Source organism: Pseudomonadota bacterium (assembly GCA_026390555.1).
Taxonomy (GTDB): domain Bacteria; phylum Bdellovibrionota_C; class UBA2361; order UBA2361; family OMII01; genus OMII01.
Map to the genome: position 1 here is coordinate 1 of JAPLFS010000096.1, position 16,945 is coordinate 16,945.

The following is a 16,945-nucleotide window of genomic DNA, read 5'->3' on the forward strand; positions in this document are numbered from 1 at the left end:
TCGTTACTTGCGATCTCAACCACAAACGATCTCGAATCGAGCTTAAGCCGCTCTATCATCTGCTCACTGTATAGCTTTGCATGCCTAAGCCAGCTCTCTGAGTACGATGAAAAATATACATAATCAGAGAAGATCTGATCTGGGCTCTCAAATTCCTCAAGTTGAACTAGAAAGCACCCTGTACACACAAAAACATGTAGAGGATAAAACCGCTCCAAAGCGGAGAGCTGCTCCCTCTTGATAAATGCATTTGAAAGGGGGCTCATCCCCAGATCAACGAAGGTAGTTGTAAGGGGGGTTTTGCAAAACCGGCAACACCGTGTCATCGCTTCTCTCTCTCTAAGCTTTCAATCTGTTCAATCTGACTAAGGCTCACCTCTGTCATGCTGGCGCCCTCATGAAATGCACGGTACCACTGTGCGGTCCACGCCAGACCCTCTGTTAAACTAAGTAGCGGCTTCCAGTTGAGCTTACACCGCGCGAGCGAACTGTCTAGTCGCAACCAGGTAGCCTCATGTGGATGGACCCCCTCCCCCTCCCGTACAAGGCGCCACTTGGCGCTCGGACCCCATGTGCTGCAAAGCTGCTCTACGATAAAGGAGACCGGGCGAGCATCTTGAGTATCGGGGCCAAAGTTATACCCCTCTGAGAACTGCATTGGCGTGTCATATAGCTGTTGCGCCAAAAGCATATACCCACGCAGCGCCTCTAATACATGCTGCCATGGTCGCACCGAGGCAGGATTTCTGATAACTACCTCCTCTCCTCGAGAGAAGGCGCGCATGCAGTCCGGAATCAGCCTTTCAGCGGACCAGTCACCACCTCCAATAACGTTTCCTGCTCTGACGGAAGCAAGTCCAACCTGATCAGGTCCCGCTAGAGAGAAAAACGAGCTCCTATACGCTGCGGTCACAAGCTCTGCACACCCCTTACTACAACTGTACGGGTCCCTACCGCCGAACGGATCGTTTTCTCGGTACGCGTAGGGCCATTCGTGGTTCTCATAACACTTATCGCTTGTGACGTTAATAACCGCTCTAACTCCATTAGCTTTACGCACAGCTTCAAGCATATGCACGGTCCCAAGCACGTTAGTTGCAAATGTGCCGACCGGATCCTCGTATGAGGGTCGAACGAGCGATTGCGCTGCCAGATGAAACACGACCTCTGGCTGCTCGCGCTCTACTATATTAGAGAATAGGGCTGCATCGCGAATATCGCCCTCAAAGCTAGTGATCGCCTCACCCCAAGAGAGGATCTTAAAGAGGCTCGGCTCGGTCGGAACTCCGAGCGAGAAGCCGCTTACCTTGGCGCCCAGTTTTTGCAACCAGAGCGTCAGCCATGCCCCTTTGAATCCGGTATGCCCAGTAACGAGCACGCGTCTTCCCTGCCAAAATTCCTGTTTAATTATGCCCAAACTTTCCATGGAGCCTTTCCTGTCTGCCAGAGTCCCTCAAGTTGCCTACGATCACGGACCGTATCCATCGGAAGCCAGAAATCATCGTGCAGAAAGGCCTTCATCTGCCCATCTTCTGCTAACCTCTTCATCGGCTCCTGCTCCCATACCGTAGAGTCTCCATCGATATAATCAAAACACTTGGGCGAGACGACAAAGAAACCTCCGTTAATATAGCCCCCATCTCCGAGCGGCTTCTCCTGAAAATGCGTAACGGATTCTCCCTCCAGCCCCAGAGCTCCGAATCTGCCCGGTGGGCGTGTAGCCGTTACTGTACATAGCTTACCGTGTGCTCTATGAAAATCTACGAGCTTTGCGATGTTAACGTTTGAGACCCCATCGCCATAGGTCATACAGAAGTCCTGGCCACCGACAAATTGCGAGATACGCTTTAGTCGTCCGCCGGTCATGGTCTCTTCACCGGTATCGATTAGGGTCACCTTCCAGGGTTCGGTCTTATTGTTATGAATCTCTAGCTCTCCCTTGGAGATATCGAAGGTAACATCGGTCGTATGCAGGTAGTAGTTGGCGAAGAACTCCTTAATAACGTAACCCTTGTACCCGGTACAGATAACGAACTCGTTAAAGCCGTATGAAGAGTAGATCTTCATAATGTGCCAGAGGATCGGTCGTCCCCCGATCTCGACCATCGGCTTGGGCTTTATAACGGTCTCTTCAGCGAGCCTCGTTCCCAGGCCGCCGGCTAAAATAACTACCTTCATTAAATCCTCCGCTTTCTGATAGGGCCCTACTTAATCCACCCCATTTAATTCACTATTTCAGAACGGCGCGCAGTGCCCTATTATTGCGCTTGGGTTTGTATTCTCCGTAACGCTCTCTCATCTTGCGGGTTTGCGCTACACACAACTCCCCTAAGAGTATTTTACATGAGGCTCTATCAGTGAAAGATGCTGTATCTGTCGAGAAAGTTTCAGGATTATGCCCAGTTTGCTCGGCACCACAGGCCGCCCTACTCTATTCCCATGCGCGTGATTATATAACAAAGGATGTTTTTCAGGTGGCGCACTGTACTCAGTGCACCGTTGCGTGGACCCACCCTATTCCGGCTAACCTAGATCCGTACTATCCGCGCTCATATCGCCGCTATAACAGTGTAATAATAGCAATCCTAAAGTTCCTTTACAGGCGCCGTGCCTGGCGTTGGTCGAAGCTCTTCCCAAAAGCTGGCAGTGCGTTAGAGCTTGGGTGCGGGGACGGTTTTATGTTGAACGCTTTGCGCTCCTATGAATGGAGCGTCTGCGGTACGGAGCGAACCGAGGAGATGGCTGCCTTTGCCCGTAAGCATTTTGGCCTGACGGTCTTTGTTGAGGGGGGTCAAGCCCTACCTACGGAGCAACGCTACGATCTCGTCGTTATGTTTCAGGTGTTGGAGCATCTCTCAGATCCGTTATCACAACTAAAACGAGCCTGCTCCCTGCTATCTCCAAACGGTCGCCTTATTATCGGAGTTCCCAACTTTGCAAGCTGGCAAGCCTCGTACGGCAAAGAGGGCTGGTTTCACCTCGATGTACCGCGCCACCTTTTGCATTATTCGCCAGCATCATTACGTGCTGCCGCTGAGCGTTCTGGACTGCGCGTAGAGTCAATTAACTTTACCTCCTTTGAGCACGACCCGTATGGATGGGTACAGAGCATCCTTAATCAACGCTTTAATAACGGCAATCGACTGACGCGACTCCTGATGCGAGCGGAGCCGTGGAGAGCTGGCGATATAGTGACATTACTTCTAGCAGGACTTCTTACGATACCAGCGATACTCCTCTCGTTAATAAGTTGGGTGTGTGGTCGTGGTGCGATTATGGAAGCGGTCTTAGCCAAGAGGTAGTTGATTTGCTTAAATCCCCCGACTTCCAAAACTCCGTTTGCAACGCTGCGCCGATAAGTCTCTAGCAAGTTGCCGATCAAACTGTGAACTGCTCGGTAGATATGCCACAATTACAGCTGTTCCATTACCACACACCATGAGCACAACCGCCGAACATCTACGACTACAGGAGGACCTCGAACGCAGAGGTCATTGGAAGCGCTGGGGGCCGTACGTAAGCGAGCGCTCCTGGGGCACAGTGCGCGAGGATTATAGCGCCAACGGAGATGCTTGGGGTTTTCTTTCACACGATATGGCGCGCAGCAAAGCCTACCGCTGGGGCGAAGATGGTCTAGCTGGATATTGCGATCGATATCAGCTGCTCTCTTTTTCATTAGCGCTCTGGAACGGAAAGGATCCTATCCTAAAGGAGCGCGCCTTTGGGTTAGTTCCATCGGAGGGTAATCACGGCGAGGATGTAAAGGAGTATTACTTCTACCTCGATAGCTCTCCTACCCACAGCTACATGAAGTATCTCTACAAGTACCCACAACAGGAGTACCCGTACGCTCAACTGGTTGAAGAGAACAAACTCCGCGCAGGCAAGGGCCCAGAATTCGAGCTAATCGATACCGGCATCTTTGATACGGACCGTTACTTCGACGTTTTCGTTGAGTACGCTAAGTCCAGTCCGGACGACACAATCATAAAGATCACTGCGCACAATCGTGGGCCCGATCCTGCACCGTTACATATTATTCCACAGCTCCTCTTTAGAAACGGTTGGTCATGGGGCCCGCAAGCGCTTAAAGAGCCAAAAATAAACCTGCTTGATAAAGGACCTACCGGTATCTCAATTAAAGCAGACGACACGGGAACAGATCTTCTTGGCCCCATGATACAGTCGTATGCACTTGGTGCAATGTACCTACACGCTCCTCCCGGCGGCATACCCCTCTTTACAAATAATGAGACCAATTGCGAGCGACTCTACGGTACTAAGAGCGTTACCCCGTACGTTAAGGACGCCTTTCACCGAGAGATAGTGGGTCAAGAGCGCTGCACGAATCCAGAAAATACCGGCACCAAGGCGGCCATCGTTTATGAATTAAATATCGCCGCGGGCTCAAGCGAGAGTATCGTGCTCTACCTTGGAACGGAGCGGGAGCATGCGACTATCAATCAGGGCGAAAGGATCCTCAAAGAAAGGATCGATGAGACTAACCAATTTTATGAAACGGTCCATCCCCCCAAGGCCTCTAGCGACGAGAGGGATTCGTAACACGCACTGGCGACACCTCAATTCTATGCGCATCCTATCGATGCCGGATAAGTGGGAGTATCCGTGGTTTGCAGCATGGGATCTAGCGTTCCATGCCGTGCCGCTTGGCCTAGTCGACATGGATTTTGCCAAGGAGCAGATCTCGCTCCTGTTGTTTGAACAATTTCAACATCCAAACGGTCAGATTCCATCTTATGAATGGGAGTTTTCAGACCTTACTCCCCCTGTACACGCCTGGGCTACGTGGCGACTCTTTCATCTGGAGCGGGTACGGACCGGCAAACAGGATAGAGACTTCCTCGAAAAGAACTTTCACAAACTGATGCTCAACTTTACCTGGTGGGTCAATAAGGTCGACGCAGAAGGTAATAACGTATTTGAGGGGGGATTCCTAGGCCTTGATAATATTACCGTGCTCGATCGAAGTGAGAAGCTACAGGATGGTATCCGACTTGAGCAGGCCGATGCGACCGGTTGGATGGGCTCCTTCAGCCTAACCATGATGCGCCTTGCCTTGGAATTGGCCAAAGAGGATCCAGTCTATGAGCGGCTCGCCACTAAGTTTTTTCAGCACTACATCTATATCGGTGCTGCGATTAAGAACATGGGCGGTCAACATATGTCACTCTGGTCGGAGGAGGATGGGTTTTTTCACGACATATTAAGATACCCAGATGGCACCTGTCATACCCTTAACATCCGTTCGCTTGTGGGCATTATACCGCTCTATGCGGTTGAGCGTCTTGAACTAACCTGGCTTGAATCGTTCCCGGAATTTCGCAAACGTCTCGATTGGGCCCTTAAGAACAAACAAGATCTGCTCAAGAATTGCTGTTACCCGGTACAACACAAGCAGGGTGACTCACTAGTGTTGTCGATCTTTGACGAGCAGCAACTTATGAGGCTCCTCAAATGCGTCTTTGATCCGGATGAGTTTCTCTCAGACTTTGGTATTCGTAGCCTCTCTAAAGTGCATGCAGAGAATCCATTTATATTCGGAGATAGTTCGGTCCATTATGAGCCGGGGGAATCTGAGAATAAGTTAAAGGGCGGCAACTCGAACTGGCGCGGCCCAGTCTGGTTCCCCACTACCTTTATGATTATCGAGTCGCTTAAGAAGTTAAATAAGGCTTATGGCCCAGATTTTCGCGTTAATACTATCGCTGATAAGCAGGTTACCTTTGATGAGCTAGCTCGCGAGATCGCAGATCGTCTGATTGCTATATTTACCCGTAACGCTGCCGGTATTCGTCCGGTCTTTGGCAATAATGCAAAGTTCCAGAACGACCCGCATTGGCGCGACTACATACTTTTCTACGAATACTTTAACGGCGATACCGGAGAGGGTCTCGGCGCATCGCATCAGACCGGATGGACCGGGCTTGTTGCTACTTTAATCGATGAGTGGCGGCGCTAATTCCTGCTTGATGCACTCCATTACTGCTACTATTCATCCAGGAGATGTGGTTCCTCACCAACAAGTGCGGGTGGTATCTATCAGGCCGCAGGGGATATTCTGTAACAGTTTCTGATTTCTAGCTTTAAGTATCCTCGCTGCGTATCTCCTTTCTATGCCCATAACATACTGAAACAGCTAGCTACCACCTTAGCGCACCAGAGATCTCTATTACGTCACCTCTGAAGTTTATAATAGTATTTGCCCTCCTGATTGAGTAGCCTCAAGCATCCTTGTAAACTGCTCTAGGCGCTTTTTTATGCGCTTTGTTAGATCACGTAGTACTTAGGAATATACGGGTGTTCAACATACCTGGCTTAAGCCGCATTCGGGCCTGCTATTTTCTTTGTTCGCGCTATCTACTGGCGCTGCTCGCAGTGCTAGCCATGGCCTCTGCTCTCTCTGTTACACTCTCTGTTCCCCTCTCTGCTAATGCCCAACAGGACCCAGCGCTACAAGAACAGGTGCTATACGCGCAGGTGTCAGAGGACCCCTCTCCCCTTTCGCCAGTGGTAATAAATGGTGAGCCCAGCGTTGTGAGCACTGACCGCATAGTGATGCATGAAAAAAATGGCGCTATTACCGGACTGGGTCACCTATCGGGCACCGGACTGGGTCACCTATCGGGTTTGCAGAGATCTACTGAGGCTTCGCATGGAGTCCTAGTTCAGCTTTCGAAGCCCCCTCTACTCGCCGCCGCAATACTCCGTAAGTCAGGGGGTCCCCATATTGCTCAAGCTCAGATCTCCGCTGTGGCACTTTCGGAACAGATTACGCTTGAGCATGAAAAGGCTCGGGGACTTCTTCTTCCGGCGCTTACTGCCAAAGGCGCCCAGATCTCATCTACCTCTGGTGCGAGCCCCAAGATCACCAGGGAGTTCTCCACCGCCTTTAACGGTTTCGCGGTTAGCGGCGTAACGGTAGCTGATGCACAAACGGCCCTTGCGAGCATGCCAGGGATTTCAGTCTTCCCTGATGTCTCTGTTAAGGCCTCGCTCTCTGAGTCAGTCAATATTATTAGGGCATCAGAGGTCTGGCAGCCTTCTCAGGGGCTAGGCCTCGACGGCACAGGAACAACTATAGGCATCATCGATACAGGCGTTGATTACACACACCCAGATCTCGGCGGCTGCTTCGGAGCCGGCTGCAAAGTTGTTGGGGGCTACGACTTTGTAGACAACGACACTAACCCGATGGACGATCATGGCCATGGAACGCACGTCGCCGCTACAGCCGCCGGAAACGGCACGTATCGGGACTCAAACGGGGTCTCCCATCCCCTTCCGGGTGTAGCTCCCGGCGCTAAGATCTATGCTTACAAGGTTCTGAGTGCCTCGGGCTCTGGCTGGAGCTCTGACGTTATTGCTGCCATCGAGCGCTGCGCCGATCCGAACCTAGACGGAAATTTTTTGGATCACCTTGACGTCTGCAGCTTAAGCCTTGGCAGCAGCGGCAACCCAGATGACCCAACGTCTCTCGCCATTGATCTGGCCTCTAAAAATGGCGTTGTCTTTACAGTCTCCGCCGGAAACAGCGGCCCTGCAGCCGGCACTGTGGGCTCACCGGGCACATCGCGCGAAGCAATTACAGTTGCTGCAGCGTGCAAGCCTGGCTCGGCTAGCGGAGAGTGCCCGGGATCCTCAATCGCTACCTTCTCATCGCGCGGCCCCATACCAAACTTCCCTCAGGTCTTAAAACCTGACGTCGCTGCTCCTGGCGTTGATATCTGCGCTGCGCGGTTCGGGAGCTTCGCCTCAGGCAGTGAGTGCAAAGACACCGTTCACATCGCAATCTCCGGCACCTCGATGGCAGCTCCGCACGTGGCGGGCTTAGCAGCGATTATACGCCAGGCGAACCCCTCCTTAACCCCAGCAGATGTCAAGGCGATTATTATCGGCACAGCTTCCGATCTGGGGGATGACGCTACAGCACAGGGGGCAGGCATGATAGATGCTGTAGCTGCCGTTGCCGCAGCCGGACAACCGTACACGTTCCTGCGCTTTCATGGCCGCGCGCCTGTCGTAAGCTACACTCCGAGTCGCCTAGCGCAGGAGCTCTCTGCATCGGTCACCGTTGTAAACACCTCAGGCGCAGATCTCTCTATCTCACCCTCTGTCTTAAAGCCTGTCGCTGGCGTTTCCATCTCTTTCCCCGCTGGGCAGCTCTCTCTCTTGCCAGATGAGAGCCGAACCATCCCAATCGTTGTAGCGGTGGACCACCGAGTCGCAGTTGCAAGGAGCTTGTCTGTCCCTCTCAAATTTACGACCCCGCTCGGGGACGCAACTATCTCCCTCGTGCTCGATATTAAAAGCCCCCTCTCCCTCTCAGCAACCAAGCTGGATTTTGGGATTAGCTTGCCGGAGCAGCCAAACTTCTCTGTGACGCATGGGTTAACCCTCTCCAACTCAATCATCGACTCAGATTGGACCTACTCGATCTCGGGCTCTTCGTGGTCCGGCGAGCGGGGCGAAACATCTCGCTTTTCAACAGCCCTCTCTGCTAGCTCAGTAACGGTGCCGGCCGGCGGCTCTATAACCGTATCGGTCACTACGTCAGCAAGCGGAGCTCCTGGATCGAACGGGCTTAATAGTAGCTTGCTTCAGATAACAGGAGGCGTCGTATCAGCCTCTGTGCCGATCTCCGTGTGGCAGGGCTACGCTCTGCACCTTTCGTATGGGGCTTCAACCCCATGGGTCGTGAAACTTGCCTCCCGTCAGCTTCGTGCCGGCTTGTCTATGGGAGAAGACTTAGGCTTCCATCCAAAGGAGGGCGCTGCCTCAACGACTATCTACGTCCGAACCAGCGGCCAATGGGACATCGCATCGTTTTTCCTGGTCGAAGAACCTACCGCCCTGATTCTCAAAACTGTTAATATCGCAGGACCCGAGACCCCTGTTGAAACGGCATATCAAGAGGCTACGCTATCTCTCGTAGCAAAAATTCCGCGAACGAATGATGGGTATATGTTGCACTACTGTGCCTTTACCCCAAAGATGGGGGGACGAGATATATCATTCAGCCTAGCTTGGATGAATCTTAGAGGGGGCAACAGCCTCCCCCTGGCAATTAATCCGATCTCCTCCGACTGGGTGTTCTCGGCCACTACAGTACTCCTTCCCTGGGACGAAAACGATCCATTACAGCCCCCTGCGCTACTGCACTTCCACCGAGAAGGTGGTTTATCCGAGAGCTTGGAAATGGATCCGGGACCTCTCAGGCCCTATCTGGTTAATGCGGTGTCACATGCCGATCCAGCAGCCCCCCTTGAACTCACAGCCCTCTTTGGACTAAAGCGCTTAAGGCGTAACAGCAAGATTGAAGACTTACGGCTGTTAGGCTTCATTTTCACTATTCCCGCCGGGCAGGTGCCCATGATACTCGCAAGCGGATACCACGACGTTGCGCCGAGTGCCGAGTCTGCGGGAGACCTCCCCTTCTTTTCATTAATGGTCGGCAACAGAAACACCGCCGAGATTCAAGGCCCTAGCATTACATTTACCCGTGATGGCGCCTTTACATACGACGAGGACCGCTTCGTCTGGCTTTCGGATTACATGGATTGGGAGCACCCCTATAGATACGCACCGCGCGGCTACTTCGGCCCGCGCATGCAAAGCTCCAATCGACCAGACGTTCTCACCGTCGGAATCGGACCCCTCACCGACACCTCGCGCTGGTACAACGTAGGCGCTTTGACCGCCACACTCGTTCCGCGCACCGGGCTTCTGAACTCCTTCTACTCATACGGCGGCTCGTCCAAGGCGCGGGGTTTTCTCACATGGTACGGGGACTCCTTTGTAGAGCCCGCACCAGAGTACATTATCAAGCGCAACGGTGCGGCGATTAGCTCAGGCTCTATCGGAGAATATAAGGTCTGCCCCGACCATGACAAGCGGAGCTGCCTCTACTTGAGCAGATCTGTGCATCAGCTTACAATTCCAAAAGTTGGCGGAGCCATAGCTGCGGGACGCTACGAGGTACAGCTTAGCAGGGAGGTCAAAATCAACGGTGTAGATACCTCCGTCACTACTACTGGAGAGTTCTCGATTCCGACCGCTGCGCAACATCAAACCTCCCCAATTGATGAGAACCCGCCATCCCTGCGCGAGCTGCGCTCTTTGGTAGACGGCATTTGGCAGACCGGCATCGACCCAACTAAGACGAATCGTATCGAATTTACCCTCGACCCAAATCCCGGTCTAGGCGCGCTTGTAAATATTCCAGGAGAGCTACACCATGCACAACTGCCAGACAGCGTGCAGGATATCCGATTTTTCCAGAGCGCAGACCGCATATCTTGGCAAGAGATACCGCTAGAGAGTCTCTCTGATGAGCGCTTCGCTGGCGAGGTTTCTATACAGACTGCCAGCTCTCTCTACCACTTTCGGATTGAGGCGAACGACTCAAGCGAAAACAGGTTCTCCTACACATTTTCGCTTCCAACGGTCACAGCTCGCTCTCTTAAGAATCCTGCGTCCCTGCCACTTTCAGCGACCCTTGATTCAATTCCAAACAACACTCCCTACTCCCAGTCCGACGTTATCCCGGTCACCGTGCGCGGTCAGACCGTGATTCTCGGATCAATGGTCGAAGTTATCGCCAACGACAAAACGATCCTGCTCACGCCCTTCGCCTCGGCTCAAGGTGGAGTACTCACCTATATAGGCGAGCTGCCGCTTTCGCAGCTCACCCTTGGCCCTGTTTCGATTAAAGCACGGATAACAGACCCTACCGGGCGCCAAGCTGTTTCGGAGCCCCAGTCCTTCGTCATCGCACCGCGCAGCGGGGGAGAAAATGGAGGAGAAAACGGGGGAGGACCAGGCAAGAACGCCCTCTCTCTCTCTATCTCCCGCCCCTCTCGCCTTGTTGTAAGTAGGCGGCTTGTATTCACGGTTACCCCGTCCGGACCGGCGATTAACTCTTTGCGAAATGTGTCTGTAATGGCTAACGGGAAGGCTGCCTGCAGGTTCTCTAGCGCACCCTACATCTGCTCCTGGAAGATACCTCGAACTCCCCGCCACTCGCTTAGATTGCGTGCACGTGCGGTTGACCAGAACGGCACCCTGATTCGGTCAAGGGTCACGCGAATGTCGATCCGACATTAGCGGAATCTTACGCTTTTATCAGTTACCGCTTTTATCTTGAACAAGTGTTCGAAAAATCGCACGTTATATAGCATACTAAATTCGATCATCTCTTATCTCTCAAACCAGCCAACTATGAAGATCGTACGGGGATTGATGACCGGCCTCCGACACCTGCGCGATCTTGCAGCTCGGTACGGTCTCTCCCCAGCAGGAGTGTCTGACATCTAACGACTCAAATCACACCAGATTCTTATGTGATTCAATACCTTACCTAACCTTTCTAATTCGCCTAATATTCTGATATTACATAACATTCTTATGTGATCGTCGCGTTTATCCAAGACGGTCTCGCAATCGCAGATATCATGAAGTCTCACGGGCTCCCCTACCTTCGAGCTCCTCCTCCAATCCCGAAGTTTATCGATACCTCACAGGCTATCGATGAAATTCCTATTTATGACTCGTTCGACCCGCCGATGGATGAGTTCTAAAGTCGTCACTCTCTCGGACCTGCAGGGGTCGTGTATCTATTACTCCTTTTTTGGCGACTTACACCCTCTTCCCTCACCCAACATGCACCATAACGACGCTAGAAGTGCGGCGGTCGCGACCAAGCCCTACAAAATCCTCACGGGAACCACTCTGCACCTCGAAGCCAATACTTGCCAAAAGTGAATCAATCTTCCTATCCTTAAGTCGCTGCTGCACCAAGCCTTTACCGGAGAATTGTGAGCCAACCACTATGAAAGCCACCGAAGCCAAACTCCTCGATTTCTTGAAGAAGTCGCCGCAATTCGTCATCCCGATCTACCAGCGCACTTATTCGTGGGCCGAGAAGGAATGCCGCCAACTGTGGGACGACATCGTGCGCTGCGGCAGCAGCGACAAGATCGCCGTCCACTTTGTCGGCTCAATTGTCTATGTCGAAAGCGGCCTATCCCAAGTCACGCACCAAGCACCACTGCTGGTCATCGACGGCCAGCAACGACTCACCTCGGTCTCGCTCTTGCTGGCTGCTCTCGCCAAAGCGGTGGGCGAGTCCGAACCGTTCGATGGTTTTTCCAAGCGCAAGATCAAGAACTACTTTTTAGTGAATCCAGAAGAAACGGGAGAGCGGCACTTCAAGTTGTTGCTTTCGCAAACCGATAAGGCCTCCCTCAACGCCATCGTGGATAGCGGCGAGCAACCGCAGCAACCGTCGCTGCGCGTAAAGGGTAATTTCGATCTCTTTGAGAACTGGATCGAGTCGGAGAAAGTGGATCTCGCGGTGCTCTGCAAGGGGCTGGCGAAGCTGGTGGTGGTGGACATCGCGCTGACCCGCGACCAAGACAACCCACAGCTCATCTTCGAGAGCATGAACTCGACGGGCAAGGAACTTAGCCAGGCCGACCTCATCCGCAATTTCATCCTGATGGGATTGGAGCCATTGCTGCAAACGAAACTCTATGAGCAGTTTTGGCGGCCAATGGAAATTGACTTTGGGCAGGAAGCCTATGGCACGCACTTCGACAGCTTCATGCGGCATTACCTCACCGTATTGTCTGGCGAGATTCCCAATATCAGCGAGGTCTACGACGCCTTCAAAGCCCATGCACGAAACACGCGAACCGACTTTGCCGACGACAAGAGCCACATCGAAAACCTAGTCCGCGAAATCCGTGATTACTCCCGTCATTTTTGCGCGATCGCGCTTGGCGGGGAGACGGATGCTGATCTCAAACTGGCCTTCCAAGACTTGCGCGAGCTGAAGGTGGATGTGGCCTATCCGTTGCTGCTGGAGCTGTATCGGGATTACAAATCGGAACTGCTTTCAAAGTCGGAACTGCTCAACAGCGTGCGGCTCGTCGAGGCGTATGTCTTCCGTCGCGCAGTGTGTGCAATCCCGACCAACTCGATGAACAAGACCTTCGCGACCTTTACCAAGGGGCTGAAGAAAGATCGCTATTTCGAGAGCGTGCAGGCGCAGTTTCTGGTGTTGCCGTCTTACCGTCGCTTCCCCAGCGACGACGAGTTTCACCGCGACCTGCACACCCGCGATCTCTACAACTTTCGTAGTCGCAGTTACTGGTTGCGCCGCCTCGAAAATCACGGACGCAAAGAGCGGGTGACGGTGGATGAATACACCATCGAACACATCCTGCCGCAAAATGAGAACCTTTCGCAGAAGTGGCGCGAAGCTCTCGGCGATGAGTGGCAGCGCATTCAACAAACGTGGTTGCACACTCTCGGCAACCTCACGCTGACCGCTTACAACAGTGACTTCAGCGATCGCACATTTATTGAGAAGCGCGACATGCTCGGTGCGCCGGAAAAGGGCTTGAAACAAAGCCCGCTAAAACTAAACCAAGGACTCGGTACGCTGGAGACGTGGGACGAAGCGGCTATCAAGACCCGCGCGGACAAACTGGCGACTGTCGCGGTGAATTTGTGGGCCGCGCCAAAACTGGCCGCAGATGTGCTCGAGGCTTACCGACCGAAAGCCGCAGCAGTTGTGGGCGGCTACACCATTGAAGATCACCCGCACTTGCTCAACGCAATGACTGGTTCGCTGTTCGATGCCTTCCGCAAATCGGTTCTGGCGCTTGATCCGTGCGTGAGTGAGGAGTTTTTAAAATTATATGTAGCTTTCAAAGCGGAAACGAATTTCGTGGATGTGGTGCCTCAAGCTAAGCGTCTGAGGCTCGCTCTCAACATGCGTTTCTCAGAGGTGCATGATCCGAAGGGACTTTGCAAAGACGTAACGAGCATTGGCCGCTGGGGAAACGGTGATGTTGAAGTCGGGTTCTCAGATCTGGAAGAGTTGCCGTATGTGATTGGCTTGGTTCGGCAGTCTCTCGAACTGCAACTCGGCAATGTAGGTGACGCATGAACGAAGCCGAGACCAGAGCTGATCACATTGACCCCGCGTTAAAAGCGGCGGGTTGGGGCGTTGTTGAGGGCAGCAAAATTTCGATGGACCAGAAGTACCCCCGTACCAATGATTAAATTCGCTGCTCTAAAGAATACTAGCTCGATTATAAAGCTGCCCCTGACACCCCACAAACCCAGGCCTACTTCACTACAGTTAGGTCTCCCTTCCAAATTAAACAATCAGGGGCTACTCTCCCTTTATGATGAACGGATCCTCCCCAATTGGCGTTATCGGCTTCGGAGTTATGGGCTCCAGCATGGCTCTAAATCTTGCAAAGAGTGGTCTGCCGGTGCTGGGATATTCACGCACCGCATCAAAGGTCACCGCCCTTGAACACTCCGGCATCACACTATCATCACCTGACGAGATAGCTCAGCTCTGTGATGTCGTGCTGCTCTCCGTCAGCGATGGCCCTGCTGTGCAGGAGATACTCTTTGGAGCATACGGCATCGCTCCAAAGCTAGCGCGCGGGGCCCTTATTATCGACACGACCACAAATGCTCCTAGCGAGGCGCTAAGCTTTGCTACTAAATGCCGCGAGTTGGGGTTAGATCTCCTCGATGCTCCGGTAACGGGTGGAGATGTCGGCGCGCGTAACGCTACCCTTACTATTATGTGTGGTGGACCCGAGGAGACCTTCCAGAGGGCGCTTCCATTCTTAAACCGTATCGGCAAACGGGTCGTATTGATGGGGCCCTCTGGGTCGGGCCAGATGATGAAGGCGGTAAATCAGGTAGCAGTTGGGCTCAGTATCGTCGCCATGACCGAGGCGCTACTCCTGGCCGAGCGGCGGGGACTCAATTCTGCGCAGGCGCTTGAGATCCTACAGGGGGGTGCTGCTGGATCGTGGGCCCTATCTAACTATGCGCCACGATTAATGTCTGGAGACCTTAAACCTGGCTTCGATGCCGCCCATATGCTTAAAGACCTTAAGATCGCCCTAAAAGAGGCCGCTGGTCACTGCTCCCTACCGGGGACTGAAACAACCACAGAGCTCTTTGAGCAGCTCGTTACGCTGCATAAGGGAGTGGGCAACCACGCCTTGATAAAAGCGTATAAAAACTGAATTCCCCTCCGGTAGCACCTCAATATCGGCTGTGTTAGCCTACATCTGTTTAATCTCCAATTTGTCTACTGGGTTCTAATAGCGCTCAGATGTTACTGCAGTTTAAGGACCCTATGAGCACCTCCCTCTTTAGCGATATCCCAGCCGGAATTACAGATCCAATACTTGGAGTAACGGAGGCTTTTAGAAACGACTTACATCCGGGCAAGGTAAACCTAGGAGTTGGAATCTATCAGGATGCCGCTGGCAAGATCCCGATGCTGGATGCTGTCAAACGTGCTGCGCAGCTATGGATGGCGTCTGAGGATACCAAAACATATCTGCCAATCGAGGGCGTAGCTGCATACAACACCACCACGCAGGAGCTACTCTTCGGAAAAAACTCCCCCCTTATTACCGAGAAGCGTATCGCTACCGTTCAGTCCGTGGGTGGAAGTGGTGGACTAAAGTTAGCGATAGAGTTTATCCGGCGCTTTTTTCCAGATTCCACGGTCTATATTAGCGATCCAAGCTGGGAGAATCACCGCCTACTTTTCGAAACCGCTGGCGCCAAGGTTGAAACCTATCCCTACTATGATCCAAAAACAAACGGACTGCGCGCAGCAGATATGCTCGAGGCTCTCCGTAGCTTAAAACCAAAGAGCACCGTACTACTGCACGCCTGCTGTCACAATCCGACCGGTGTTGATCTAGACGCTAATACCTGGAGAGAGGTGGTTGAGATCTGTGCCGAGCGCGATCTTATTCCCCTTATTGACTTCGCCTATCAGGGATTTGCAGAGGGGCTTCAGGAGGATTCAGCTCCGATCAGACTATTTGCCGACAAGGGCCTTACGTTCTTTGTAGTAAATTCGTACTCAAAATCGTTTGCGGTCTATCGCGAACGTTGTGGAGCGCTTTCCGTTGTTACCGCATCCCAAAAAGAGGCGACTAACATCGTAAGCCAACTCAAGCGGATTGTTCGTACGCTCTACTCCAGCCCTCCATCGTACGGAGCACAGATTATCGCGCTAGTGCTCTCAACTCCGGAGCTACGCACGCTATGGGAGAGTGAACTTACCGTAATGCGGACCCGCATCCATGAGATGCGTGAGCTATTCGCTAGCAAACTTGCTGAGGCAATTCCACACCGTGATTTCTCGTTCATCCTTAAACAACGCGGCATGTTCTCCTACTCCGGACTCTCAGTTGAGATAGTGCGTGAGCTCCGTGAGCGCTACCATATCTATGCCCTCGATAGTGGTCGGATCTGTGTTGCTGCTATGAACCCTCAAAATATCGATTATATCTGTGACTCTATGGCCTCTCTCGTAAGGACATAAGGTCTATGAGGATACTTGCGCTCTTTCTGCTCCTACTAAGCTGCCTATACGGGTACTGCTACGGTGCAGCTGCTGAGCCAACCGCGCCATCTTTATACAAACTAGCGCTAATTTCAGATGACCTCGATCATCCGGTTAGTATCGCCAGTAATCCCACTGAGACGCAGCGCTTATACGTCGTAGAGAGATCCGGCACCGTGCGCGTCTTTAAAGATCGAAAACTATTAAGCACTGAGCTTCTTAATATCGAAGAAATACTCAATTCAAAGGGCCCTAATGGCCTAATGGCGCTAGCTTTTCACCCTGGCTACGCAAAAAACCACCTTATCTATGTGTACTACATCGATTCCCAGGGCGATCCCGTAGTTGGTCAGTTTCAATCACGCTCCGATGCAACTACAGATGAATCCACAGATGAGACACTGAATGAAGACTCCCTACAGGTCATTATTAAAATAGCCCAATCTTCACCTAATAGTAACACGGGCTCAATTCAGTTCGGTGCTGACGACCTGCTCTATATTAGTACCGGAGATGGCA

The 16,945-nt window shown here is 52.5% G+C and carries 10 protein-coding genes and 1 pseudogene; 7 read left to right on the plus strand and 4 right to left on the minus strand.

Annotated features, from left to right (window positions below; all coding sequences use genetic code 11):
- The 3 genes from NTV65_11835 to rfbF form a co-directional block, all read right to left on the minus strand.
- Nucleotides 1-326: SAM-dependent methyltransferase (locus tag NTV65_11835; GenBank protein MCX6115884.1), on the minus strand; the 326-nt coding region annotated here is incomplete at its 3' end.
- The gene (gene rfbG, locus NTV65_11840; protein ID MCX6115885.1) at nt 323-1,426 is read right to left on the minus strand and encodes a CDP-glucose 4,6-dehydratase; all 1,104 of its coding nucleotides are present in this window, start codon (nt 1,424-1,426) and stop codon (nt 323-325) included. The genes NTV65_11835 and rfbG, both read right to left, overlap by 4 nt.
- Nucleotides 1,408-2,178: a glucose-1-phosphate cytidylyltransferase gene (gene rfbF, locus NTV65_11845; GenBank protein ID MCX6115886.1), complete on the minus strand. Its 771-nt coding sequence runs from the start codon at nt 2,176-2,178 to the stop codon at nt 1,408-1,410. Before rfbF ends, rfbG begins: the two co-directional genes overlap by 19 nt.
- 179 nt (nt 2,179-2,357) lie before the next feature.
- Between rfbF and NTV65_11850 the strand changes: the two genes are divergently transcribed.
- The 3 genes and pseudogenes from NTV65_11850 to NTV65_11860 all read left to right on the plus strand — a co-directional run bounded on the left by NTV65_11850 (nt 2,358) and on the right by NTV65_11860 (nt 11,124).
- Nucleotides 2,358-3,302 carry a class I SAM-dependent methyltransferase gene (locus NTV65_11850; GenBank protein MCX6115887.1) on the plus strand — a complete coding sequence of 315 codons (945 nt, stop codon included), beginning with the start codon at nt 2,358-2,360 and terminating at the stop codon, nt 3,300-3,302.
- Nucleotides 3,303-3,438: 136 nt separating this feature from the next.
- Nucleotides 3,439-5,980, plus strand: a pseudogene (locus NTV65_11855) (glucosidase).
- 338 nt (nt 5,981-6,318) lie between these two features.
- Nucleotides 6,319-11,124 (plus strand): S8 family serine peptidase, encoded by a 4,806-nt coding sequence (locus NTV65_11860; protein ID MCX6115888.1) that lies wholly within the window; start codon nt 6,319-6,321, stop codon nt 11,122-11,124.
- 546 nt (nt 11,125-11,670) lie between these two features.
- On the opposite strand, the gene NTV65_11865 is transcribed toward NTV65_11860, so the two are convergent.
- The gene (locus NTV65_11865; protein ID MCX6115889.1) at nt 11,671-11,859 is read right to left on the minus strand and encodes a hypothetical protein; all 189 of its coding nucleotides are present in this window, start codon (nt 11,857-11,859) and stop codon (nt 11,671-11,673) included.
- Between NTV65_11865 and NTV65_11870 the strand changes: the two genes are divergently transcribed.
- From NTV65_11870 to NTV65_11885, 4 genes are all read left to right on the plus strand, one after another.
- Entirely contained in the window at nt 11,849-13,975 is a 2,127-nt protein-coding gene (locus NTV65_11870; GenBank protein MCX6115890.1) for a DUF262 domain-containing protein, read from the plus strand. The two genes, NTV65_11865 and NTV65_11870, sit on opposite strands and share 11 nt — an antisense overlap.
- Nucleotides 13,976-14,216: 241 nt before the next feature.
- Entirely contained in the window at nt 14,217-15,083 is an 867-nt protein-coding gene (locus NTV65_11875; protein MCX6115891.1) for an NAD(P)-dependent oxidoreductase, read from the plus strand.
- A gap of 113 nt (nt 15,084-15,196) precedes the next feature.
- Nucleotides 15,197-16,405, plus strand: a complete 1,209-nt coding sequence (locus NTV65_11880) for an aspartate/tyrosine/aromatic aminotransferase (protein MCX6115892.1) — start codon at nt 15,197-15,199, stop codon at nt 16,403-16,405.
- A gap of 5 nt (nt 16,406-16,410) precedes the next feature.
- Nucleotides 16,411-16,945, plus strand: a 535-nt coding sequence (locus NTV65_11885) for a PQQ-dependent sugar dehydrogenase (protein ID MCX6115893.1), incomplete at its 3' end; no start/stop codon positions are given.